20 protein-coding genes are annotated in these 21575 nt (G+C 66.3%); 11 read left to right on the forward strand and 9 right to left on the reverse strand.

All coding sequences use genetic code 11. The annotated features are described in order from the left end of the window. Positions 1 to 125: 125 nt before the first annotated feature. A complete protein-coding gene (xdhC, locus tag V9L20_RS19730) occupies positions 126 to 932 on the reverse strand; it encodes a xanthine dehydrogenase accessory protein XdhC (RefSeq protein WP_337297863.1) in 807 nt (268 codons plus the stop codon). 53 nt (positions 933 to 985) lie between these two features. On the opposite strand from xdhC, the gene V9L20_RS19735 reads away from it, so the two are divergent. Next, positions 986 to 1489, forward strand: a complete 504-nt coding sequence (locus V9L20_RS19735; RefSeq protein ID WP_258501785.1) for a hypothetical protein — start codon at positions 986 to 988, stop codon at positions 1487 to 1489. A 3-nt stretch (positions 1490 to 1492) separates the two neighbouring features. Here the strand turns inward: V9L20_RS19735 and uraH are convergent, their stop codons facing one another. Continuing rightward, positions 1493 to 1843: a hydroxyisourate hydrolase gene (gene uraH, locus V9L20_RS19740; RefSeq protein ID WP_337297864.1), complete on the reverse strand. Its 351-nt coding sequence runs from the start codon at positions 1841 to 1843 to the stop codon at positions 1493 to 1495. Positions 1844 to 1944: 101 nt separating this feature from the next. On the opposite strand from uraH, the gene V9L20_RS19745 reads away from it, so the two are divergent. The 5 genes from V9L20_RS19745 to V9L20_RS19765 all read left to right on the forward strand — a co-directional run bounded on the left by V9L20_RS19745 (position 1945) and on the right by V9L20_RS19765 (position 7636). Continuing rightward, complete coding sequence (locus V9L20_RS19745; protein ID WP_225612662.1) at positions 1945 to 2610, forward strand: GntR family transcriptional regulator; 666 nt, start codon at positions 1945 to 1947, stop codon at positions 2608 to 2610. 15 nt (positions 2611 to 2625) lie between these two features. Then, positions 2626 to 3591, forward strand: a complete 966-nt coding sequence (puuE, locus tag V9L20_RS19750; protein WP_281146400.1) for an allantoinase PuuE — start codon at positions 2626 to 2628, stop codon at positions 3589 to 3591. A 2-nt stretch (positions 3592 to 3593) separates the two neighbouring features. Beyond that, complete coding sequence (uraD, locus tag V9L20_RS19755; RefSeq protein ID WP_337297865.1) at positions 3594 to 5372, forward strand: 2-oxo-4-hydroxy-4-carboxy-5-ureidoimidazoline decarboxylase; 1779 nt, start codon at positions 3594 to 3596, stop codon at positions 5370 to 5372. A gap of 11 nt (positions 5373 to 5383) precedes the next feature. Beyond that, positions 5384 to 6610 (forward strand): M20 family metallopeptidase, encoded by a 1227-nt coding sequence (locus V9L20_RS19760; RefSeq protein ID WP_337297866.1) that lies wholly within the window; start codon positions 5384 to 5386, stop codon positions 6608 to 6610. Positions 6611 to 6742: 132 nt separating this feature from the next. Further along, complete coding sequence (locus V9L20_RS19765) at positions 6743 to 7636, forward strand: alpha/beta fold hydrolase (protein ID WP_443098607.1); 894 nt, start codon at positions 6743 to 6745, stop codon at positions 7634 to 7636. On the opposite strand, the gene V9L20_RS19770 is transcribed toward V9L20_RS19765, so the two are convergent. Together V9L20_RS19770 and V9L20_RS19775 are read right to left on the reverse strand one after the other, a co-directional pair. Beyond that, a complete protein-coding gene (locus V9L20_RS19770) occupies positions 7599 to 8915 on the reverse strand; it encodes an aminotransferase class V-fold PLP-dependent enzyme (RefSeq protein ID WP_337297868.1) in 1317 nt (438 codons plus the stop codon). The genes V9L20_RS19765 and V9L20_RS19770 overlap by 38 nt on opposite strands. A gap of 2 nt (positions 8916 to 8917) precedes the next feature. Beyond that, on the reverse strand, positions 8918 to 9811 hold the full coding sequence (locus tag V9L20_RS19775) for an amino acid ABC transporter substrate-binding protein (protein WP_337297869.1): 894 nt from the start codon (positions 9809 to 9811) through the stop codon (positions 8918 to 8920). Positions 9812 to 9956: 145 nt separating this feature from the next. Here V9L20_RS19775 and V9L20_RS19780 point away from each other — a divergent pair, with 145 nt between their 5' ends. From V9L20_RS19780 to V9L20_RS19795, 4 genes are all read left to right on the forward strand, one after another. Beyond that, a complete protein-coding gene (locus V9L20_RS19780; protein ID WP_337297937.1) occupies positions 9957 to 10901 on the forward strand; it encodes a LysR family transcriptional regulator in 945 nt (314 codons plus the stop codon). A gap of 28 nt (positions 10902 to 10929) precedes the next feature. Continuing rightward, positions 10930 to 11400 carry an SET domain-containing protein gene (locus V9L20_RS19785; protein WP_185868136.1) on the forward strand — a complete coding sequence of 157 codons (471 nt, stop codon included), beginning with the start codon at positions 10930 to 10932 and terminating at the stop codon, positions 11398 to 11400. 98 nt (positions 11401 to 11498) lie between these two features. Then, positions 11499 to 12248, forward strand: coding sequence for a response regulator transcription factor (locus V9L20_RS19790; protein WP_337297870.1), 750 nt, complete (start codon positions 11499 to 11501; stop codon positions 12246 to 12248). Between the two features lie 9 nt (positions 12249 to 12257). Then, on the forward strand, positions 12258 to 14369 hold the full coding sequence (locus V9L20_RS19795) for a PAS domain S-box protein (RefSeq protein ID WP_337297871.1): 2112 nt from the start codon (positions 12258 to 12260) through the stop codon (positions 14367 to 14369). A 20-nt stretch (positions 14370 to 14389) separates the two neighbouring features. Here the strand turns inward: V9L20_RS19795 and V9L20_RS19800 are convergent, their stop codons facing one another. The 5 genes from V9L20_RS19800 to V9L20_RS19820 are packed head-to-tail and all read right to left on the reverse strand — an operon-like array spanning position 14390 to position 19773. Continuing rightward, entirely contained in the window at positions 14390 to 15667 is a 1278-nt protein-coding gene (locus tag V9L20_RS19800; RefSeq protein ID WP_337297872.1) for an NAD(P)/FAD-dependent oxidoreductase, read from the reverse strand. A gap of 52 nt (positions 15668 to 15719) precedes the next feature. Further along, entirely contained in the window at positions 15720 to 16598 is an 879-nt protein-coding gene (locus V9L20_RS19805; protein ID WP_337297873.1) for a GNAT family N-acetyltransferase, read from the reverse strand. 8 nt (positions 16599 to 16606) lie between these two features. Then, positions 16607 to 17932, reverse strand: a complete 1326-nt coding sequence (locus V9L20_RS19810) for an NAD(P)/FAD-dependent oxidoreductase (RefSeq protein ID WP_258501806.1) — start codon at positions 17930 to 17932, stop codon at positions 16607 to 16609. Between the two features lie 35 nt (positions 17933 to 17967). Beyond that, positions 17968 to 19404, reverse strand: a complete 1437-nt coding sequence (locus V9L20_RS19815) for an aldehyde dehydrogenase family protein (RefSeq protein WP_337297874.1) — start codon at positions 19402 to 19404, stop codon at positions 17968 to 17970. Positions 19405 to 19419: 15 nt separating this feature from the next. After that, entirely contained in the window at positions 19420 to 19773 is a 354-nt protein-coding gene (locus V9L20_RS19820) for a cupin domain-containing protein (protein ID WP_258501808.1), read from the reverse strand. 283 nt (positions 19774 to 20056) lie between these two features. Here V9L20_RS19820 and V9L20_RS19825 point away from each other — a divergent pair, with 283 nt between their 5' ends. Beyond that, entirely contained in the window at positions 20057 to 21547 is a 1491-nt protein-coding gene (locus V9L20_RS19825) for an NCS1 family nucleobase:cation symporter-1 (RefSeq protein WP_337297875.1), read from the forward strand. Positions 21548 to 21575 lie beyond the last annotated feature (28 nt).

The raw sequence follows: 21575 nt of genomic DNA on the forward strand, positions 1-21575 counted from the left end.
CCGCGAACGCAGGCTCCATGACATGGGCCTCGCTCCGCTGCGGCTTGTTGTGGACTGAAAGTGTATACAGTTTTGGCAAGTGGCGGTTTGCTTTTTTGAAGGCGTCGCCGCCGGAAAAACCCTGTTCAACCCAGCGATTGCAACAACTGTGCCGCCACCGCCACGGCAATCACTTCCGGCTCCTTGCCAGTGATGCCGGGCACGCCGATCGGGCAGGTGATGCGGGCCAGCTCGTCGGGCGTGAAGCCGCGCGCCTCGAGCCGGCGGCTGAAGGTGGCCCACTTGGTCTTGCTGCCGATCAAGCCGATGTAGGGCAGGTCGTTATGCGTGCGCAGCCGCTTGAGGCAGGCGATGACGATGTCCAGGTCTTCGGCATGGCTGAAGCTCATGATCAGCACGCGGCTGCCCGGCGCGAGCGCGGCCACGGCGTCCTGCACGGGCTCGGAATGCTCGGTGTCGATCTGCGTCGGCAGCGCCTCGGGGAACACGCCATCACGGCTGTCGATCCAGCGCACGGTAAAGGGCAGGCTGGCCAGCAGCCGCGCGAGCGCAGCGCCCACGTGGCCGCCGCCGAACAGCGCCACGGGCTTGAGCTGGGCGACCAAGTCGCGTTGCAGCGCCGGGGCATCGGCGGCCGTGATGCGCCGGTACGAGAGAAACACCACGCCGCCGCAGCACTGCCCCAGGCTCGGGCCGAGCGGGTAGCGCTCGACGCCGTCGATGGCGCGCCGCCCCGCGAGCAGTTCGCGCGCTTCCTGCGTGGCCTGGAACTCGAGCTGGCCGCCACCGATGGTGCCCGTGAGCCCTTCGGCCCACACCGCCATCCATGTGCCGGCTTCGCGCGGCGCCGATCCTTGGGTCGATTCGACGCGCACCAGCACCGCGTCTTCGCGCGCAAGGCGCGCCAGCAATTGATCGACCATGCCGTTCATTTCCGATACCTTCGGTTGCGGGGTTGCACGAGACTCACGGTATAAACCCGGCGATGAATCGTCAGCTTACGCCCCGTCGCCTTGCCTTGGCGGCATCCGTCCTTTCTTGCGCTCTCTGGCTTGCCGGCTGCGGGAGCACCGGCACTGTTCCGGGACAGCTGAGCGACGTCAAGACCGATCGCGGCGGGGCCGGCGCTGCGCCCCGCGCATCGAATGCGGCCACCGCGCGCGAGTACCGCCGCGATGCCGCGCGCCACATCTACGAAGCCAACAGGTCGCGCATCTACAGCGGCCAGTTGCCGCCCCTGCTGTACGCCGTCGGCACGCTGCAGGTCAACCTCGATGCCGGCGGCAAGGTGGTGTCTCTGCACTGGATGCGCGCGCCCAAGCACGCGCCCGAGGTCATCGCCGAAATCGAACGCTTCGTGCTGCAGGCCGCGCCCTTCCCTGCGGCCACGCGCCTGGGTGCCGTCACGTGGACCGATACGTGGCTGTGGGACAAGAGCGGGCGCTTCCAGCTGGACACGCTCACCGAAGGGCAGCTCCAAGGCGACTGACCCTCAGGAGCCGCGGTACGTGGAATAGCTCCACGGGCTCACGAGCAGCGGCACGTGGTAGTGCTGGTCGGTGTGCGCCACGCCGAAGTCCAGCGGCACCTTGTTCAGGAAGTTTGGCTCGGGCAGCTTCACGCCGCGCGCCTTGAAGTAACCCGCCACGTCGAACACCAGCCGGTAGGTGCCGGCCTTGAGCGAGTTGTTGTCGTAGAGCGGCCCGTCGCTGCGGCCGTCTGAATTGAGCGTGAAACGCTTCACCAGCGTCGCATCGTCGCCTTGGGTGGTGTACAGCGCCACCTCCATGCCGGCGGCGGGGCCGCCGTGCATTGTGTCCAGTACGTGGGTGCTCAGGCCCATGGGGCGCTCCTTCAATGATGGAACCGAGGTTCGGATGGGGCGGGAAATTCCGGTGGACAAAAGTGTATACAGTTACCGGCTTTGGGTCTATCATGAAAAACATGGAGTCCTCCACCACCCGTTCGATCGTCGACGCGCTCACCAAGGCAATCGTCGAGCACCGGCTGCAGCCCGGCACCAAGCTGGCCGAGCAGAAGCTGGCCGACCACTTCGGTGTGTCGCGCACGCTGGTGCGCCAGGCGCTGTTCCAGCTGTCGCAGAACAAGCTCATTCGCCTCGAGCCCGCGCGCGGCGCCTTCGTGGCGGCACCGGCTGTCGACGAGGCCCGGCAGGTGTTCGCGGTGCGCCGAATGCTCGAGGCCGAGATGACGCGCGAGTTCGTGCGCACCGTCACGCCGGCGAAGATCAAGGCGCTCAAGGAACACGTGGCGCTCGAAAAATCCGCCGTGTCGGGCGAAGACATTTCGGGCCGCACCGAGCTGCTGGGCGACTTCCACGTGCGCATGGCCGAACTCATGGGCAACCAGGTGCTGGCGCAAATTCTCGGCGAGCTGATCTCGCGCTGCGCCCTCATCACGCTCATGTACCAGAGCACGAGCGCAGCCGAGCACTCCAACGACGAGCACGCCGACATCGTGAAGGCGCTGGCCGCCCGCGACGAAGAGCGCGCCGTGCGCCTCATGACCGAACACCTGGAACACGTCGAGGCCAACCTCACGTTCGACCGCAAGGTTCCGACCAACGACATCTCGCTTGCACTGTCCTGAACATTCCATGACCCCATGACTGTCTACGACACCACCCTGCCCTACCCGCGCGACCTCGTCGGCTACGGCCGCAACCCGCCGCATGCCCAATGGCCCGGCGGCGCGCGCATTGCGGTGCAGTTCGTCCTCAACTACGAAGAGGGCGGCGAAAACGCCACGCTGCACGGCGACGCGGGCTCCGAGCAGTTCCTTTCCGAAATGTTCAACCCGGCGAGCTTTCCGGACCGGCACATCAGCATGGAAGGCATCTACGAGTACGGCTCGCGTGCCGGCGTGTGGCGCATCCTGCGCGAATTCGAAAAGCGCGGCCTGCCGCTCACGGTGTTCGGCGTGGGCATGGCGCTCGAGCGCTACCCCGAGCTCACCGCCGCCTTCAAGGAACTCGGCCATGAAATCGCCTGCCACGGCTGGCGCTGGATTCATTACCAGAACCTCGACGAAGCCACCGAGCGCGAGCACATGCGCCTGGGTATGGAAGCCATCGAAAAGCTCACGGGTGAACGCGCGCTCGGCTGGTACACCGGCCGCGACAGCCCGCGCACCCGCCGCCTCGTGGCCGACTACGGCGGCTTCGAATACGACAGCGACTACTACGGCGACGACCTGCCCTTCTGGATGAAGGTGCAGAAGACCGACGGCACCGTGGTCCCGCAGCTCATCGTGCCCTACACGCTCGACTGCAACGACATGCGCTTTGCGCTGCCGCAGGGCTACTCGCATGCCGATCCGTTCTTCCAGTACATGAAGGACACCTTCGACGCGCTCTATGCCGAAGGCGATCCCGCCGGCGACAACAGCCCCAAGATGATGAGCATCGGCATGCATTGCCGGCTGCTCGGGCGGCCCGGCCGCATTACCGCGCTGCAGCGCTTTCTCGACCACATCGGCCAGCACGACCGCGTGTGGGTCTGCCGGCGCGTCGACATCGCGCGGCACTGGAAGCAGGCGCATCCCTTCGAATCTGCCGCCTCAGGAAGCTGACCATGAGCCTCACCATTGCCCAACTCAACGCGGCCGTACCGGCCGAAGCCGTGGCCCTCCTCGACGGCATCTACGAGCATTCGCCGTGGATTGCGCAACGCGCACTCGCCGCGCGCCCCTTCCGCTCGCTCGCGCACCTGAAGCATGCGCTGGTACAGGCATTGGCCGCTTCGTCGGCCGAAGAAAAGATCGGCCTCATTCGCGCCCACCCCGAGCTCGCGGGCAAGGCCATGGTCAGCAAGACGCTCACGGCCGAATCGACCAACGAGCAGAGCAAGGCCGGCCTGACCGACTGCACGCCCGAAGAGTTCGCAAAGATCCAGAAGCTAAATGCCGACTACAACGCGAAATTCGGCTTTCCTTTCATTCTTGCGGTGCGCGGGCCCCGCGGCACGGGCCTTTCGAAGCGCGAGATCATCGACACCTTCGAGCGCCGGTTGTTCAACCACCCTGAATTCGAGCTCGGCGAAGCGCTGCGCAACATCCACCGCATTGCCGAGATTCGCCTGGACGACAAGTTCGGCGCCGACATCTCGCTTGGCAACGACGTGTGGGACTGGCACGAAGCACTCTCGGCGCACACCGATCCGGGCTACGCCGAAAAAGGCCAGCTCACCGTGACCTACCTGACCGACGCGCACCGTGCCTGCGCGCAGCAGATTTCGAGTTGGATGCGCGACTGCGGATTCGACTCCGTGCACATCGATGCGGTCGGCAACGTGGTCGGCCGCTACGAAGGCGCAACGCCCGATGCCAAGACCCTGCTCACCGGCTCGCACTACGACACCGTGCGCAACGGCGGCAAGTACGACGGTCGGCTGGGCATCTTCGTGCCGATGGCCTGCGTGCGCGAACTCAAGCGCCAGGGCAGGCGCTTGCCCTTCGCCTTCGAGGTGGTGGGCTTTGCGGAGGAAGAAGGCCAGCGGTACAAGGCCACCTTCCTGGGATCGGGCGCGCTCATCGGCCACTTCGATCCGCGCTGGCTCGACCAGAAGGACGCCAACGGGATCACCATGCGCGAAGCCATGAAGCACGCGGGTCTGGACGAAGCCGATATTCCGAAGATCCAGCGCGACCCGGCGCGGTACCTGGGCTTTGTCGAGGTGCACATCGAGCAGGGCCCGGTACTCACCGAGCTCGACCTGCCGCTGGGCATTGTCACGGCCATCAACGGCGGCGTGCGCTACGTGGGCGAAATCATCGGCACGGCCAGCCACGCGGGCACCACGCCCATGGACCGCCGCCGCGACGCGGCCGCCGCTGTGGCCGAACTCATTCTCTACACCGAGCAGCGCGCCGCGAAAGACGGCGACTCCGTCGGCACCGTGGGCATGCTCGAAGTGCCGAGCGGGTCGATCAACGTGGTGCCGGGGCGCTGCAAGTTCAGCCTCGATATGCGCGCGCCGAACAATGCGCAGCGCGATGCACTGACCGCCGACGTGCTTGCCGAACTCAAGGCTATCTGCGCACGCCGCGGCGTGCGCTATGAAATCGAGGAAAGCATGCGGGCCTCCGCCGCACCGAGCGCACCCGCTTGGCAACAGCGCTGGGAGAGGGCGGTCGATGCCCTCGGCATTCCGCTCTTCCGCATGCCCAGCGGCGCGGGCCACGACGCAATGAAGCTGCACGAGGTGATGCCGCAGGCCATGCTCTTCGTGCGCGGCATCAACTCGGGCATCAGCCACAACCCGCTCGAATCGAGTACTAACGACGACATTCAGCTAGCGGTCGAAGCCTTCCAGCATCTGCTGAACGACCTCGCCACCGAACAAGCTCACTGAAAAGAAAAGACATGACCGACTACGCCAAGCTCGACGCCTGGATCGACGCGCACTTCGACGAGGAAGTGCAGTTTCTGCAGCAACTGGTGCGCGTGCCCACCGACACCCCGCCCGGCAACAACGCGCCGCACGCCGAGCGCACGGCCGAGCTGCTGAAGGACTTCGGCCTGGACGCCGAGAAGCACGCCGTGCCGGAGCAAGAGGTGAAGGACTATGGCCTCGAGTCGATCACCAACCTGATCGTTCGCCGCCCCTACGGCGCCGGCGGCCGCACCGTGGCCCTCAATGCACATGGCGACGTGGTGCCGCCCGGCGAAGGCTGGACGCACGACCCGTACGGCGGCGAAATTGCCGACGGCAGCCTTTACGGCCGCGCGGCCGCCGTGAGCAAGAGCGACTTCGCGAGCTTTACCTTCGCGCTGCGCGCGCTCGAAGCCGTGGCCAAGCCGACCAAGGGCAGCGTCGAGCTGCACTTCACCTACGACGAAGAGTTCGGCGGCATCCTCGGCCCGGGCTGGCTGCTCAAGCAGGGGCTCACCAAGCCCGACCTGATGATTGCGGCCGGCTTCAGCTACGAAGTGGTTACCGCCCACAACGGCTGCCTGCAGATGGAAGTGACGGTGCACGGCAAGATGGCGCATGCGGCCATTCCGACCACCGGCGTCGATGCGCTGCAGGGCGCGGTGAAGATCCTCAATGCGCTCTACGCGCAGAACACGCTCTACCAGCAGGTAACGTCGAAGGTCGAGGGCATCACGCACCCGTACCTCAACGTGGGGCGCATCGAAGGCGGCACCAACACCAACGTGGTGCCAGGCAAGGTGGTATTCAAGCTCGACCGCCGCATGATCCCCGAAGAGAACCCGGTCGAGGTCGAAGCCACGATCCGCAAGGTGATTGCGGATGCCGCGGCGGAGAGCAACGGCATCACGGTCGAGATCAAGCGGCTTCTGCTCGCCAATTCGATGAAGCCGCTCGCGGGCAACAAGCCGCTGGTCGATGCGATCCAGAAGCACGGCCAAGACGTGTTCGGCGAACCGATCAAGGCCATGGGCACGCCCCTTTACACCGACGTGCGCCTTTATGGCGAGGCAGGCATTCCGGGCGTGATCTACGGCGCCGGCCCGCGCACGGTGCTCGAATCGCATGCCAAGCGCAGCGATGAACGCGTGGTGCTCGAAGACCTGCGCCGCGCCACCAAGGTGATTGCGCGCACGCTGAGCGACCTGCTGGCCTGAGCCCCCCGGGGCGGGGTCACCTGCCGACCGGCCTGCGTTGCGGCCGTCCGACGCAGCGCATCAGCGGCCACCTACACCCGCCGGCAGGCGCCGGCGCGCAGCATGGGGCGCATGACCGAACGCAGTTCCTCCATGTCCGCCCTGCCCGCCGATGCGCATGCGGTCTCGCATCGCTTCATCGATGTCGACGGGACGCAGATCTTCTACCGCGAAGCCGGACCGCGCGATGCGCCGGTGCTGCTGCTGCCGCACGGCTATCCGTGCTCGTCTTTCCAGTACCGCCGGCTCATGCCGGCGCTGGCCGACAAGTGGCGGCTGGTGGCGCCGGACTATCCCGGCTTTGGCCTGAGCGGCACACCGCCGGCCGATGCCTTCGGCTTCGACTTCGACGCCTATGCGGGCTTTCTCGAGGCCTTCTGCAACAAGCTGGAGATCGGCAGGTACGGCCTGTACCTGCACGACTACGGTTCGCAGATTGGCCTGCGGCTGGCAATTCGGCGCCCCGAGCGCGTGGCTGCGCTCATCATCCAGAACGGCGATATCTACGAAGACACGCTCGGCCCCAAGTACAAGGCCATCCAGGAATTCTGGCGCGACCCGTCGCCCAAGAACCGCGCGGTGCTCGAAGAAGCGGTGAGCGAAGACGGCTTTCGCGCGGAGTTCGTCGGCGAGGTGTCCGAAGCGCAGGCCGCGCAGATTCCGCCCGACCTGTGGAAGCTGCATTGGCCGCTGATGAACACGCCGCCGCGGCGCGAGCTCTCGCTCAAGCTGATGGAAGGCCTGAAGCAGAACCTCGAATGGTTTCCGCGCTACCAGGCTTATCTGCGCGAACACCAGCCGCCCGCCCTCATCGTCTGGGGGCCGAACGACGGCTACATGCCCGAGGCCTCCGCGCGCGCCTACCTGCGCGACATTCCGAAAGCCGAACTGGTGCTGAAGGACGGCGGGCACTGGCTGCTCGAGACGCACCTCGAGCAGGTGGTTCCGGTCATCCGGCGGTTCCTGTCCGCAGCCCTTTCGCGCTGAGGGCAATCTCCTGCGTCACATGGAGAAACTTTTCCATGTCGGCCAGAGAGTTGCAATGCAGCGGTGAGACGCGCACCGTGCCTTCGAGCCCGAACGAGTCGAGCATGCGCTTGGAGTAGATGCTGCTTGCCACGCGCTCGTACACCGTGACGCCGCGCTTGCCGTATTCGACCACGGCCTGCGTGCAGTCCAGGTGATCGAAGCCGATGCCGATGATGAGGTCGCGCTTCGTCAGGTCCGGATGGTCGAGGAAGACCGTCACGCCTTCGATATTGCGCAGGCCCGTAGCCTCGCCGCTTCCATCGAGCAAGGCCGCGAGCAAAGCCCGCTCGTGCAACTCGATGTGCGCAATACCTGCTTCGAACAGCGCGCGCCGCTCGGCAGCATCCGAAAAATGGCCGCCAAGCCAGCACACGTAGTCGACGATTTCGGAGACCACCGCAAACTGCCATGGGGCCGAGCTTCCCAGGTCCCAGAAGTCGGGCTTCTTGCCCGCGAGCTTGTGGTGCGGCAGCAGCGCCGCGCGGTCCGACACCCACGACAGGCCCGAGCCCCGGCAACCGAAGAACTTGTACGGCGCCATGTTGATGCCGTCCACCGGCGTCTTCTGCAGGTCGATCAGCCCGTGCGGCGCATGCTGCACGGCGTCCACCACGATGTAGAGATCGGGCTTGATCTCCCTCGCGCGCCGCACGATCTGCTCCAGGTCGAGCTTGGCGCCCGAGATGTTCGATGCGTAGATGACGTTGAGCAGGCAGGTTTCCTTGTCCACCAGCCGCACGATCTCGTCGGCATCGACGCCGCCGGTCTCGGGGTTGCTCCTGGCTACCCGCAGCTCGCGGCCAGCCCGTTGGGCATAGAGGCTCATCGCGTCGAACGACGAGGGATGCTCGAGCACGGTGGTGACCATGTTCGTTCCGGGCACGTTCTCGGCCACCGCGCGCACCATGTCGAACATGGCGCCCGATGCGGTGAGCGATGCATAGACGCTGCCGCCCTGCGCATTGAAGATGGTGCGTACATCGGCCGTGCCCCGGGCCTGGATCTCTTGCAGTTCGACAGCGGCGGCGTGAATGCGCTCCGCGTTGTCGGGAATGGCATCGACCCGCGCAAACCGCTCGACGGCCGCCTTCAGCCGGAATGAGCCGCCCGCGTTGTCGAAGTAGAGGCGCTCGCGCCCGTGGTGGTCGTGGTCGACGTTGAGAAAGCGCTGCTTCACCGCGCGCATGAGCGCATCGGGAAACGCCAGCCCGTTGGCGTGGTGTGTGGTTGCCGGCATCCTCAAACGCCCTTGTTGTTCGGGTTCTTGTAGGCCTCGCGCACAGCGTCGGACATCGGGAAATTCAGGTTCACGTTGCGCGGCGGAATGGGCGACATGAACCACTTGACGTAGAGCTTGTCGATGGCGCCGGACTTCATCATCTCGGTCACGGCCTGGTCGACGATGGCCTTGAACTCGGGGTCTTCCTTGCGCATCATGATGCCGTAGGGCTCTTGCCGCAGCACGTCCTTCAGCAGCTTGTAGTCGGAGGCATTGGGCTGGTTGGCAATGAGGCCGGCCAGTTGCACGTCGTCGAGCACATAGGCCACGGCGCGGTCGCTCGCCAGCAGCAGGAAGGCATCGGCCGTGTCCTTGCCCGCGATCTCCTGCACCTCGATGTTCTCGGTCTTGCGGAAGCCGCGCAGCAGCTGCATCGAGGTGCTGCCGGCCACGGTGGCCACGGTCTTGCCCTGCAGGTCGGCAATCGAGTTGATGCCCGAGTTCTTCTTGACCGCGGCGGTGATGTTGGTGACGAAGTGGCTCGGCGCAAAGTCGACCTGCTGCTGGCGCTGCACGGTGTTGGTGGTGGTCGCGCAGTCGAGGTCCACAGTACCGTTCTGCACCAGCGGAATGCGGTTGGTCGAATTGAGCAGCGTGTAGCGCACGTCGATCTTCTGCATGCCCAGCTTGGCCTTGATGGCGTCGACCACCTTCAGGCAGATCTCGTTGGTGAAGCCGATGGGCGCGCTTTCTGCACCGGTCTTGTAGGAGAACGGAATCTGCGTGTCGCGGCTGCCGATCTGCACGGTGCCGCTTTCCTTGATCTTGCGCAGCGTGGGGCTTTCTTGCGCCGCCGCGGCACCGCAGGCCAGCGCGACGCCGGCGCCAAGCACGAGGGACAGTTTGAAGTTCATGGAATGGTCCTTTGAAGATGAAGCAGGAAGTACACGGGGCAGCACGGTGCGAATCTTCAGTGCGGCTTCAAATTTCCAAAAGCGATTTTTTGTGATTGAATTACATGAATAAAAGTATTCAGTTCAGGAGCCCGCACGCACCGTGATGACCTTCAAGCAGCTCGAGGCCCTGTACTGGATCGCCAAGCTCGGCGGCTTTGCGCAGGCGGCCAACCAGCTTCACACCTCGCAGTCGGCCGTGTCCAAGCGGGTGCATGAACTCGAGCTGCTGTTCGACACCGAGCTCTTCGACCGCACGCAGCGCACCGCCCGGCTGACCGAAAAAGGCGAAGAGATGTTCGTGCTTGCGGCCCGGCTGCTCGAGCAGCGCGATGCCGCCGTCGAGCAGTTCAGCAAACCGGGCGTGGTGGAGCGGCGGCTGCGCATCGGCGTGACGGAACTCACCGCAATGACCTGGTTGCCCCGGCTGGTGGGGCTGATCCAGCGGCACTACCCCAAGGTCATTCTCGAGCCCGACGTGGACGACAGCCTGCAGCTGCGCGACAAGCTGCTGGCGGACGAACTCGACCTGGTGATCGTGCCCGACACCTTTGCCGATTCGCGCATGCAGAGCAAGTCCATCGGCAAGGTGCAAAGCGCCTGGATGTGCAAGCCGGGCGTGGTGGCCGCCGCCGGCACCGTGCGGCTGCACGAACTCGCCCGGCACCGCATGCTGGTGCAAGGCAGCAACTCGGGCACGGGCCGCGCCTACGACGCGTGGATGAAGGACCAGGGCGTGCAGCCTTCCGACACCATCGTGGTGAGCAACCTCGTGGCGCTGACGGGCCTCACGGTATCGGGCCTGGGGGTGAGCTACCTGCCGCGCCAGTGCCTCGACCCGCTCGTTTCAGCCGGCATGCTCGCCGTGATCGACGTGATGCCCGCCCTGCCCGCGGTGCATTACGTGGCCATGCACAAGGGCGAGCACCGCAGCGCGCTCACTTCGTCGATCGTGATGCTGGCGCAGGAGTGCTGCGACTTCACGCGCATGTTCCAGGCCCAAGCCGATGAAGAACACGACAAAAAACGCGAGGAAGAACGCAAGCAATGAGCAAGGTGGCTGGTGCACACTTGGGCCCATGAAACGCCGCAAGCAAACCTCGTCCACGCCGTTCATCCGCGTCGGGCCCAGCGGAGTGCACGGGCTCGGCGCCTTTGCAACGCGCGACTTGCCCGCCTACGCATTCCTCGGGCTCTACGAAGGCCGCCGCTACACGCAGCAGGAAATCGCCGCCGGCGCGTGGAACGACCAGCTCACCTACCTCTTCACCCTCTCCAACCACGAGACCATCGACGGCGGCAAGGGCGGCAACGGCACGCGCCACCTCAACCATGCCTGCGACCCCAACTGCGAGGCGGTCGAAGAGTACGACGATGCGGGCGAGCTGGTGCTGAAGTTCCAGACCATCGTGCCGGTGGATGCGGGCGACGAGCTGTTCATCGACTATTCCCTGACCGCCGACGATGGGTCGCCAGCCTCCAAATACCCGTGCCATTGCGGTTCGCCCAACTGCCGCGGCACCATGCTGGCCCCGGTCGAGGCGGAGTGACCGCGCGCTGATCCGTTCACCTGGCGGCGGGGCGTGCTACGCTTGAACGGCCCCCAACAATGCCATGGCACTCGCGCCGCAAAAGCGAGCTTCCCCGAATGAAATCCGCCTTTCACATCGCGGTCCTCGACGACGAAGTCGACATCACCCAGCTGCTGGCCAACTACCTTCAAAGCCACGGCTTTCGAGTGACGCAGCTGCACGACGGCGCCTCGCTCATGAAGCTGATGGGCAGCGATCCGGCCGACCTCGTCCTGCTCGACCTGGGGCTGCCCGGCGAAGACGGCTTTTCCATCGCCCGCCGCATGCGCGAAAACTGGCGCTGCGGGCTCGTCATCGTCACCGGCCGCGGCGACGCGGTGGACAAGGTCGTCGGCCTGGAAGTGGGCGCCGACGACTACGTGACCAAGCCGTTCGATTTGCGCGAACTGGTGGCACGGGTCAAGGCCGTGCTCAGGCGATTGGCGCCCGAGGGCGGCCCGGTTGTTTCAACCGCCGCTCCGGCATCGGCAGCTTCGCCTGCTGCACCCGACCGGCTGCGCTTTGCGGGCTGGCAGCTCGACCTTGCCGCGCGCAGCCTTGCCAACCCAGAGGGGCAAGCCGTGCCGCTCACCGGCGGCGAATTCGACCTGCTGCGCGCGTTTGCCCGGCACCCCGGGCGCGTGCTGTCGCGCGACTTCCTGCTCGAGCAGACGCGCGGACGCGAAGCCGCTCCCTTCGACCGCACCATCGACGTGCAGGTCGGCCGGCTGCGCAAGAAGATCGAAGCCGATCCGGACGATCCGCAGATCATCAAGTCGGTGCGGGGCGCGGGCTACATCCTGGTTCCGCCGGTCACCCAGGGCTGAGCCGAGCGTATGGCCAACCCCTCTTCGCCCAAGACTGCCGAGCCGGCGCTTGCCGCCTTGCAGGGGCTGCCTTCCGGCATCGAAGAGAGCAGCGTCTTCCGGTCGCTCTTCATCGCCTATCCCGATGCCCTGCTGCTCGTCGACCAGGCCGGCGGCATCGTGCTGGCCAACCCTTCCGCGGCCAGCCTGCTCGGCTTTGCGGTGGACGAACTGGTCGGGCTGAACGTCGACGCCCTGGTGCCCGACAGCATCCGTCCGCGCCATGCCGCCTACCGCGAAGCCTATGGCCGGGCACCCCGCGCGCGGCCCATGGGCACGCAGATGGAGCTCGTGGCCAAGCGCAAGGACGGCAGCGAGGTGATGGTGGAGATCGCGCTCAGTCCGCTGCAAAGCCACGGCCTGCCGTTTGTGGTGGCCGCCATCCGCGACATTGGCGCCTACCCGCGCGTGAAGCAGGCGCTGCAGCGGGCGCGCTACAGCGACTACCTTGCGCAGCTGGGCCGACTGGCGGTCGACACGCGCGACCCGCAGGTGATGCTCGACCACGTGCCCACCATTGCGGCGGAAGCGCTGGAGGTCGAGGTGGCCATGGTGCTGCTGCTGGAAAGCAGCCGCCTCGAATTCCGCGTGGCGAGCGGCGTGGGCCTGGTGCCCGGCGAAGAAATCGGCGCGCGCATTGCGAGCCATGCGAACACGCCGCCCGGTTTCGTGTTTGCCGAGGCTCAGCCCGTGGAAGTGCCCGACTACGGCAGTGAGCGCCGCTTCGCCGTGCCGCAGGCCTACCTCGACGCCGGCCTGGTGAGCGCACTGGCCGTGCCCTTCTACGACCGCGGGCGCTTCATCGGCGTGTTGACCGTGCACTCGCGCCAGGCCAAGCGCTTTGGCGACGAGGAACTGCGGTTTCTGGAATCGCTCTCGAACTTGCTGGCCACCAGCCTGCAGCGGGTGCAGACCGAAGAGGCGCTCAGCCACGCCCAGCGGCTCGAAAGCGTCGGCCAGCTCACGGGCGGCATTGCGCACGACTTCAACAACCTGCTCACGGTCATCCAGGGCAACCTGCAGGTGCTCGAAGAACTGCCCGCCATTGCCCAAGACGGCTATGCGCAGCAGCTGGTGGGGGCCGCGGCGCGGGCCTCGCGGCGCGGCGCCGAGCTCACGGGCAAGCTGCTGGCGTTTTCACGCCGACAGATGCTGCAGCCCAACGCCGTGGACCCGCATGCCATGCTGCATTCGCTGGCCGACATGCTGCGGCGTACGCTCGACCAGCGCATCGGCATTGCGATCGACGCCACGCCGGATTGCCCGCCCGTTCTTGCCGACCCGGGGCAGCTCGAATCGGCGCTGTTGAACATTGCCATCAACGCACGCGATGCGATGCCCGAAGGCGGCACGCTGCACTTTCGCGCCGAGGCCTGCGGCGCGCTGCCTCGCGAAGTGCTCAATGAACTGGGCGAGGCCGGCGAACACGGCAGCTTCGTTGCCATTTCGGTTGCAGACAGCGGCACCGGCATGACCGAGGAAGTGAAGGAGCGCGCGTTCGAGCCGTTCTTCACCACCAAGGAAGCCGGCCGCGGCACGGGCCTTGGCCTGAGCACGGTGTACGGCTTCGTGAAGCAGTCCAAGGGCGCCATTGCCATCGCAACCCAGCCGGGCGCGGGCACCACGGTCACGCTGTACCTGCCCCAGCTGTTCGACGCGGCACCTCCCGCCGCACCGGACGACGACGGCGAGCAGGCACTGCCCGCCGGGCTGCGCGTGATGCTCGTCGAAGACGACGCCGAAGTGCGCAAGGTGGTCCACACGTTCCTGGCCACGCTCGGCTGCGAAGTGGTGGCGGCGGAAAACGCCGAGCAGGCCCTTGTGCAGATGGAATCGGACACGGGCGCTTTCGACGTGCTGCTGAGCGACATTGCGCTCGGCCCCGGCATGCGCGGAACGCGGCTTGCCGCCGAGGCGCAGCAGCGCTTTCCGCGGCTCGCGATTCTTCTCATGTCGGGCTTCTCGTCGGAGCTGCTCGATGCCGACCGGGAGGCGCCGCCGAGCTGGGAGTTGCTGCGCAAGCCCTATTCGCGCGCAGAGCTTGCGCGCGCCCTGGCCCGGGTGCTCGCCGCGCGGCCTTGACGGCCCCGCGCCGAAGCTGTTCAGCGCACCAGATCCTGGAAGCGGTAGTAGGCACCGACGATCGGAAGAAACCACGGCTTGCCGAAATGCCCGGGAATTGCGGGCCAGTCGAAGTCGCGCCACGGGTTCAGGTCGGCGCGGCCATTCAGCACTTCGGCCATGATCGCGCCCATGTAGGTCGACATGTGGGTTCCGTGCCCGCTGTAGCCCATGGAATAGAAAAGCCCGTTGCGCTCTCCGGCGCGCGGCAGGCGGTCGCGTGTCATGTCGACCATGCCGCCCCAGCAGTAATCGATACGGGTGTCTCTCAACTCGGGAAAGACTTGCACGAGCGACCGCTGCAGGATGGCACCGCTCTTCACGTCCGACTTGGGGTTGGTCGCCGCAAAACGCGCGCGGCCACCGAACAGCAGACGGTTGTCCGGCGTCACGCGAAAGTAATTGACGAAGTTCTTCGTGTCCGTCGTCATGCGGCGCCGCGGCGTCAGCCGGTCGAGTACTTCGACCGGGAGCGGCTCGGTCACGATGATGAATGCCCCCACGGGCACGATGCGGCGGCGGAACCACGCGAGCGGCCCCACGGCCGATGTGCCGGTCGCAAGCAGCACCTGCCGGGCGCGGATGCTGCCGCCGGGCGTTTCGACCTGATGCACCGAACCGCCCTGCCGCTTGAGGCCCACAACGGGCGCGTTCTCGTAGATGCGCACGCCGCGCTTCGCGGCCGCCACGGCAAGGCCATGGCCGTAGCGCCCCACGTGCATGCCCGCGCTCTTGCCGAAGACCATGCCGCCGAAATATTGGTCCGACCCGATCTCGCTGCGCAGTTCGGCCCGCGTCACCATGTGGGTGTCCGGATCGCATTCCTTCGCCATCAGCGCTTGCGAGCGGGCCAGCTTGTCGTAGTGTTCCGGCTTGGCTGCGAGCTTGAGCTTGCCGACACGCTTGAAGTCGCAATCGATGCCCTCCTCCGCGATCAGCGACTCCACCTTGGAAACGCCCGCGTCGAAAGCGCGATAGAGCATGTTGGCCCGCTCGCGCCCGAGCTTGCCCGACAGCGCGCAATAGTCTTGCGCGAAGCCGTTGTTGCACATGCCGCCATTGCGGCCCGAGGCGGCACTGCCCACGTTCCCGGCGTCGAGCACCGCAACGCTTGCACCCTTCTTGGCCAGTGCGATGGCCGCGGACAAGCCGGTGAAGCCCGCACCGACCACCGCCACATCGACATCGCCGCCGGGCACCTCGGCCTGGCCGCCGGTAAACCGGGGCGCGGTATCTAGCCAGTAGGGCATCAGCTTCATAAGTGGATTTCCGTCATGTCAGGGGAACGCTTGGGTGTGCCGAGTCGGCGGCTCAGCCGAACGACTGGTTCGAAAGGGCGAACAGGCGCGGGTGGGCATCTGCCAGGGCATCTGCAACGGGAGCGGCATCGGCTGTGCGACGCTGTACATCGCGCACCATCGGTACCGCATGGCCGACGCAGGGCAGCCCGATTCGGGCGAGCCATGCCGACAGGCCGCTGTCCTCCGTCACGTCGATGCGAACAAACCGGCCGCGAAAGCGGTCCGCGAGCGCGGCGATGAGGTCCCTTGCATCGGCCGCGCTGCTGGCGCCCGATGCGACCACCGGGCCGATCACCACGCCATGCCCGAACTCCCTTGCCGAGGCGTAGGCCGACACACCGGCGCCGCGGTCGACGACCATCGTCATTCCGGCCGCGAGCAATGCATCGAGCAAAGCGGTGCGGTCCATTCCCGTGGCAGCCAGGTCCAGCCGGCGCAGGCTCTCGCCGTCTGCCGGCTGCATGGGCCGCAGATGCGGCGGCGCGGCAGGCAGAGCGGCTTCAGGCGGCAGTGCGGCCTGGTGCTGGAACACCTGCCCGCGGGCCACGAACCCGAGTTGCGTATAGAGCGGAAGCCCTTCCTGTGTGGAGTTGAGGAACACGGTGCGGTTCCCGGCCTCGTCGAGCAGCTTCTCCATCAGGGCACGCCCCAGGCCGCGCCCCTGCATGGCCGGGTCCACGATGATCATGCCCACCGAGGCGTGGGTCTCGCCATAGGGCCACCACATCGCCGTGGCCACCAGGCGGCCGTCGGCTTCCACCGCGAAGCCGCTGCCGAGCTCGAAGGCAAAGCGCCAGTCGGCCTCGCGATAGGGCCACCCCAGTGCGGCGGACTGCCGGACGGCGTCGGGCAAGTGCTCCGCGCGCAGCGCGGTGAGCCGCGGCGTCATGGCTGTCTTCAGAAGTCCGCGACCTTGCCCCACGCCGACGACAGGAACCTGTCCGGGTGGTAGGGGCGCGGATCGACGATGGGTTCGGCGCCGCTGACGATGTCGGCAATCAAATGGCCGGCCCCGGGGCCGATGCCGAAGCCATGGCCGCTGAACCCGGCCGCCAGCACGAAGCCGGGCAGGTTCGACATTTCGCCGATTCCGGGAACGCCGTCGGGTGTGCTGTCGACATAACCGGCCCAGGCAGCGCTGACCGAACTCTGCTTCAGCTCCGGCACCAGTTCCACCGCGCGCTTGTAGGTGAGGCTCACCACCGATGCGTCCACCTTCGGGTCGAGAACACGCATTCGCTCCATCGGCGTCGGCTTGTCGAGCCGCCAGCGGGACCAGCCCTCATGCCCCGAGCGGACGCCTTCGAGCCCGCCGGGCGCGAGATTGCGCCACCGCCGCTGGAACATGGGCAGAAACTGCGGCGCAAAACGCAGCAGCTGCGGCGTGGGGTCCACGCGTCCCCGGCCGCTGATGGCCAGGGTGTACCCGCCGTCCACGCGCCGCGTCATGGAAACGCCGGTCGTGTGGAGCGCAGCCGGTATGTCCTTGCCGCCCGTGGCAACCGACAGCACCGTCTGCCGGATGGCAGCCTGCGGAAACCGGATGCCGTATTGGCGGCAGAACGAGGACGCCCAGGCGCCGCCGGCGAGCACCGCGACCTTGGTGCGGATGGTCCCCTTCTCGGTGACCACGGCCGAAAGCCGGCCGCCCTCGGTTTCTACACCGCGCGCGGCGCAGCCCTGGTGTACCGTGCCGCCCAGTTTCATGAGCGCCCGCACCACGGCCGGCGCCGCACGCGATGGGTCGGCAGTGCCGTCGGTTGGCGCAAAGACGCCGCCCTTCCAGGCCTTGCCGGTTGCGCGGCCGCGCTGCGCCGCTTCGTCCGCGGTCAGCATCTGGGTCTTGACGTCGACGGTGCGCGCAAACTCGCCCCACCGCGCCCAGCCTTCCAGTTCCTTCTCGCTGTTGCTGAGGTAGAGCAAGCCGCATCTCTGGAAGCCCGTCACCTCGCCGGTTTCTGCGGTGAACTGCTCCCACAGGTCCAGGCTTTTGGTGGCCATCGGCAATTCGCGCGCATCGCGGTTCTGCTGGCGGCACCAGCCCCAGTTTCGGCTCGACTGCTCGGCGCCGACGCGGCCCTTTTCCACCAGCGCCACCTTCATGCCGCGCTTGGCCATGTAGTAGGCGGCAAAAGCGCCGATGATGCCGCCGCCGATCACGACGACGTCCGCATGCGTCGGCAGGTCCGGGCTCGACTCGACTGGAAATAGAGGTGCAGGCATTCTCGGGATGTCCGTTGAGGGATCGATGAAACTGGTCAGTAGCCGACGACCGCCTTGGTCTCGAGATACTCCTCGAGCCCATGCACGCCGTATTCGCGCCCGTTGCCGGACCGCTTGTACCCACCGAACGGCGCATGGCTGGTCCATGCCGGGTAGTTGATGTGCACCTGGCCAGCGCGAAGCTGCGCCGCCACGCGCCGCGCCCGCTCGCGGTCGCCGGACTGCACGCTGGCGCTGAGTCCGTAGACGGTGTCGTTCGCAATCGCGATGGCCTCGGCCTCGTCGGCGTAGGGAATGATGACCAGCACGGGGCCGAAGATCTCTTCCTGCGCCACCCTCATGCCGGGTGCCACATCCGAAAACACCGTGGGCCGTGCAAAGTAGCCGTGTGCCAGGCCGCCAGGCCTGCCCAGGCCACCGCAGACGAGCTTGGCGCCCTCTTCGATGCCGCTGGCGATCATCGCTTGCACCCTCGCGTATTGCGCGGCGTTGGCGATAGGGCCCATCGTCGTTTGTTCATCGCGCGGGTCGCCGAGCGTGATGTCGGCCACGGCTGCCGCGGCCAATGCTTCCACCTCGGCCAGGCGTGACGCGGGCACCAGCATGCGCGTCGGTGCGCTGCATGACTGGCCCGCGTTGCGCATGCCGGCCAGCACGCCCTTTGCCACCGCCTGCTCGAAATCGGCGTCGTCGAGAAGAAGGTTGGGCGACTTTCCGCCCAGCTCCTGCACCACGCGCTTGACCGTCACCGCAGCCGCCTGCGCCACGAGCACGCCCGCGCGGGTCGATCCGGTGATGGAGATCATGTCGACGCCGGGGTGCGCCGCCAGTGCCGCACCGACGACCTCGCCCGTGCCGCCGACCAGGTTGAACACACCGGGCGGCGTGCCGGCATCGTGCATCATCTGCGCGAAGAGCTGCGCGCTGTAGGGAGACAGCTCGCTGGGCTTCAGCACCACCGTGCAGCCCGCGGCAATTGCGGGCGCGACCTTGGCCGTGAGCTGATACAGCGGCCAGTTCCACGGCGTGATCAGCGCACACACGCCGATCGGCTCCTTCGAAATCGCCATGCCGCTTTCGACGGAAAGAAACTTGTAGCCCTGCAGCACCTCGATCTGCGCGCGGACATGCGCAACGGCAAAAGGCACATGGGCAGCCCGGGCGAAGGCGATGGGAGCCCCCATCTCTGCCGCGATGGCTTGTGCGAACAGTTCCGCGCGCTCTTCCAGCAACGCCAGGATACGGCCCAGCAGCGCAAGCCGCTCGCCGGCCGTGCTTTGCGAGAACGTTTCAAACGCACGTCGGGCCGCGGCAACGGCAAGGTCGACATCCGCCGGCGAGCCGGCCGCGATGTGCCCGACGATCTCTTCGGTAAACGGGTTGACGACGGCGATGCGCGCGGCATGGGCGCGGTCCTGCCAGGACCCGTCGATGTAGAAGCGGGCATCGTCCATGCGTGGCTCTGCGGTCATCGCGGCGCTTTCCGGTCAGGCGATGACCCACACCTTGCGCACTGTCTCGATGGTGCGCCATGTGCCGATGTAGCCCGGCTTCATGATGAAGCAGTCGCCGGCCCTGTAGGTCTGCGGCGGCTGGCCTTGCTCGGTGATCTCGACCACGCCCGAAAGAATGTGGCAGAACTCCCAGGTGTCGCCCTTGATGGAGTGATTGACGCCGACGGTCGACTCGAACACGCCGGCGCGCACCGCGCCGTCCTTCGCGCTGTCGACGTCCCAGTTGCGGCACACGACATCGCCCTCGATGACGCGCTCCGCCGGCGGCCGGTATTCACGCGGTTCGCCGAGCTGGTCGAGTTTGAAGGGGACGAGAAGATTGGACATTGGGTGCCTGTTCGCAGAGGTCTGATGGTGGGCCAATGCTAAAGAAAGCGCCGCCCGGGCCGATGCTGAACCGGGCCCCCGTAAAGGTGCGAAATGTGCGATTGCGGGCCTCCAACAGCGGATCGTGCGGCGGCGGGATCTCAGGGAATGTACGGATATATGATTTGCCGGATGGGGTTGATTGCACACTGTTTTTGTATACAAATAACGCACCCGATTCCACGGCGCCCGGCTTGCGCCGGAAAAGCGGTCCCTCAATCCACCATTCGCACGAGGAAAGACCATGAGCACAGTTGTCAGCCAGGCCCCCGCGGGGGCGAGCGAAGCCGGCCATGCGCCGCATGCCGAATCCAACGCGCTGATCAAGCCGGGCTACCACCCGCGGCTGACCAACGAAGACCTGGCCCCTCTCAAGAAACAGACCTGGGGCCAATACAACATCTTTGCGTTCTGGATGTCCGACGTGCACAGCGTGGGCGGCTACATCACGGCCGGCAGCCTGTTCGCGCTGGGCCTCTCCAGCTGGCAGGTGCTGGTGTCGCTGCTGGTGGGCATCGTGATCGTGCAGTTCTTCTGCAACCTGGTGGCCAAGCCCAGCCAGGTGACGGGCGTGCCCTACCCCGTGGTGTGCCGCGCCTCGTTCGGCGTGCTGGGCGCCAACATCCCGGCCATCATCCGCGGGCTGATTGCGGTGGCCTGGTACGGCGTGCAAACGTACCTTGCATCGGCGGCCTTCATGGTGCTGGCGCTACACATGTTTCCCAACCTGGCTCCCTATGCCGACGTGGCGCAGCACGGCTTTGCGGGCCTGTCGACACTGGGCTGGGTGGCGTTCATGATCATGTGGGTGCTGCAGGCCTTCGTGTTCTGGCACGGCATGGAAGCGATCCGCAAGTTCATCGACTGGGCCGGCCCGGCCGTGTACGTGGTGATGGCCATCCTCTGCGGCTGGCTGGTGTGGAAGGCGGGCTGGCGCAACATCGACCTGAACCTGGGCGGCATCAAGTTCCAGGGCTGGGACGCGCTGCCCGTGATGCTCTCGGCCATTGCGCTGGTGGTGAGCTACTTCAGCGGGCCGATGCTCAACTTTGGCGACTTCTCGCGCTACGGCAAGAGCTTCGACGCGGTGAAGAAGGGCAACTTCTGGGGCCTGCCGATCAACTTCGTGTTCTTCTCGCTGCTGACGGTGATCACCACCGCCGCCACGCTGCCGGTGTTCGGCGAGCTGATCACCGATCCGGTGCACACCGTGGGCAAGATCGACAGCACCACCGCCGTGGTGCTGGGCGCGCTGACCTTCATGATCGCGACCATCGGCATCAACATTGTTGCCAACTTCGTGTCGCCGGCCTTCGACTTCTCGAACGTGGCGCCGCAGCACATCAGCTGGCGCACGGGCGGCATGATCGCCGCGGTGGGCTCGGTGTTCCTCACGCCGTGGAACCTCTACAACAGCCCCGAGGTCATTCACTACACGCTGGACGTGCTGGGCTCGTTCATCGGCCCGCTGTTCGGCATCCTGATTGCCGACTACTACATCGTGCGCAAGCAGCGCATCGACGTGGACGCGCTCTACACCATGAGCCCCAAGGGAGAGTACTGGTACAGCGGCGGCTACAACCCCAAGGCCATCCAGGCCATGATCCCGTCCGCGCTGGTGCCGATTCTTTGCGTGATGGTGCCCGCGCTGCGGGGTGGCGCGAACTATGCATGGTTCATCGGCATGGGCCTGGGCTTTGTCATCTATGCCCTGCTGAACCGCAGCAAGACTTGAAATACTGAAAGAGAAGAAAGGGCCGCGC

Source organism: Variovorax sp. CCNWLW225, from assembly GCF_037204045.1.
In the GTDB taxonomy this organism is placed as follows: domain Bacteria; phylum Pseudomonadota; class Gammaproteobacteria; order Burkholderiales; family Burkholderiaceae_C; genus Variovorax.

Bases quoted from the DNA above. Each gene is read 5' to 3' on its own strand.
- V9L20_RS19815 (WP_337297874.1), bottom strand. From the start codon at position 19,404: ATGACCGCAGAGCCACGCATGGACGATGCCCGCTTCTACATCGACGGG.
- V9L20_RS19765 (WP_443098607.1), top strand. From the start codon at position 6,743: ATGTCCGCCCTGCCCGCCGATGCGCATGCGGTCTCGCATCGCTTCATC.
- V9L20_RS19805 (WP_337297873.1), bottom strand. From the start codon at position 16,598: ATGACGCCGCGGCTCACCGCGCTGCGCGCGGAGCACTTGCCCGACGCC.
- V9L20_RS19825 (WP_337297875.1), top strand. From the start codon at position 20,057: ATGAGCACAGTTGTCAGCCAGGCCCCCGCGGGGGCGAGCGAAGCCGGC.
- V9L20_RS19775 (WP_337297869.1), bottom strand. From the start codon at position 9,811: ATGAACTTCAAACTGTCCCTCGTGCTTGGCGCCGGCGTCGCGCTGGCC.
- puuE (WP_281146400.1), top strand. From the start codon at position 2,626: ATGACTGTCTACGACACCACCCTGCCCTACCCGCGCGACCTCGTCGGC.
- xdhC (WP_337297863.1), bottom strand. From the start codon at position 932: ATGAACGGCATGGTCGATCAATTGCTGGCGCGCCTTGCGCGCGAAGAC.
- V9L20_RS19735 (WP_258501785.1), top strand. From the start codon at position 986: ATGAATCGTCAGCTTACGCCCCGTCGCCTTGCCTTGGCGGCATCCGTC.
- V9L20_RS19745 (WP_225612662.1), top strand. From the start codon at position 1,945: ATGGAGTCCTCCACCACCCGTTCGATCGTCGACGCGCTCACCAAGGCA.
- uraH (WP_337297864.1), bottom strand. From the start codon at position 1,843: ATGGGCCTGAGCACCCACGTACTGGACACAATGCACGGCGGCCCCGCC.
- V9L20_RS19810 (WP_258501806.1), bottom strand. From the start codon at position 17,932: ATGCCTGCACCTCTATTTCCAGTCGAGTCGAGCCCGGACCTGCCGACG.
- V9L20_RS19780 (WP_337297937.1), top strand. From the start codon at position 9,957: ATGACCTTCAAGCAGCTCGAGGCCCTGTACTGGATCGCCAAGCTCGGC.
- uraD (WP_337297865.1), top strand. From the start codon at position 3,594: ATGAGCCTCACCATTGCCCAACTCAACGCGGCCGTACCGGCCGAAGCC.
- V9L20_RS19770 (WP_337297868.1), bottom strand. From the start codon at position 8,915: ATGCCGGCAACCACACACCACGCCAACGGGCTGGCGTTTCCCGATGCG.
- V9L20_RS19760 (WP_337297866.1), top strand. From the start codon at position 5,384: ATGACCGACTACGCCAAGCTCGACGCCTGGATCGACGCGCACTTCGAC.
- V9L20_RS19795 (WP_337297871.1), top strand. From the start codon at position 12,258: ATGGCCAACCCCTCTTCGCCCAAGACTGCCGAGCCGGCGCTTGCCGCC.
- V9L20_RS19820 (WP_258501808.1), bottom strand. From the start codon at position 19,773: ATGTCCAATCTTCTCGTCCCCTTCAAACTCGACCAGCTCGGCGAACCG.
- V9L20_RS19785 (WP_185868136.1), top strand. From the start codon at position 10,930: ATGAAACGCCGCAAGCAAACCTCGTCCACGCCGTTCATCCGCGTCGGG.
- V9L20_RS19790 (WP_337297870.1), top strand. From the start codon at position 11,499: ATGAAATCCGCCTTTCACATCGCGGTCCTCGACGACGAAGTCGACATC.
- V9L20_RS19800 (WP_337297872.1), bottom strand. From the start codon at position 15,667: ATGAAGCTGATGCCCTACTGGCTAGATACCGCGCCCCGGTTTACCGGC.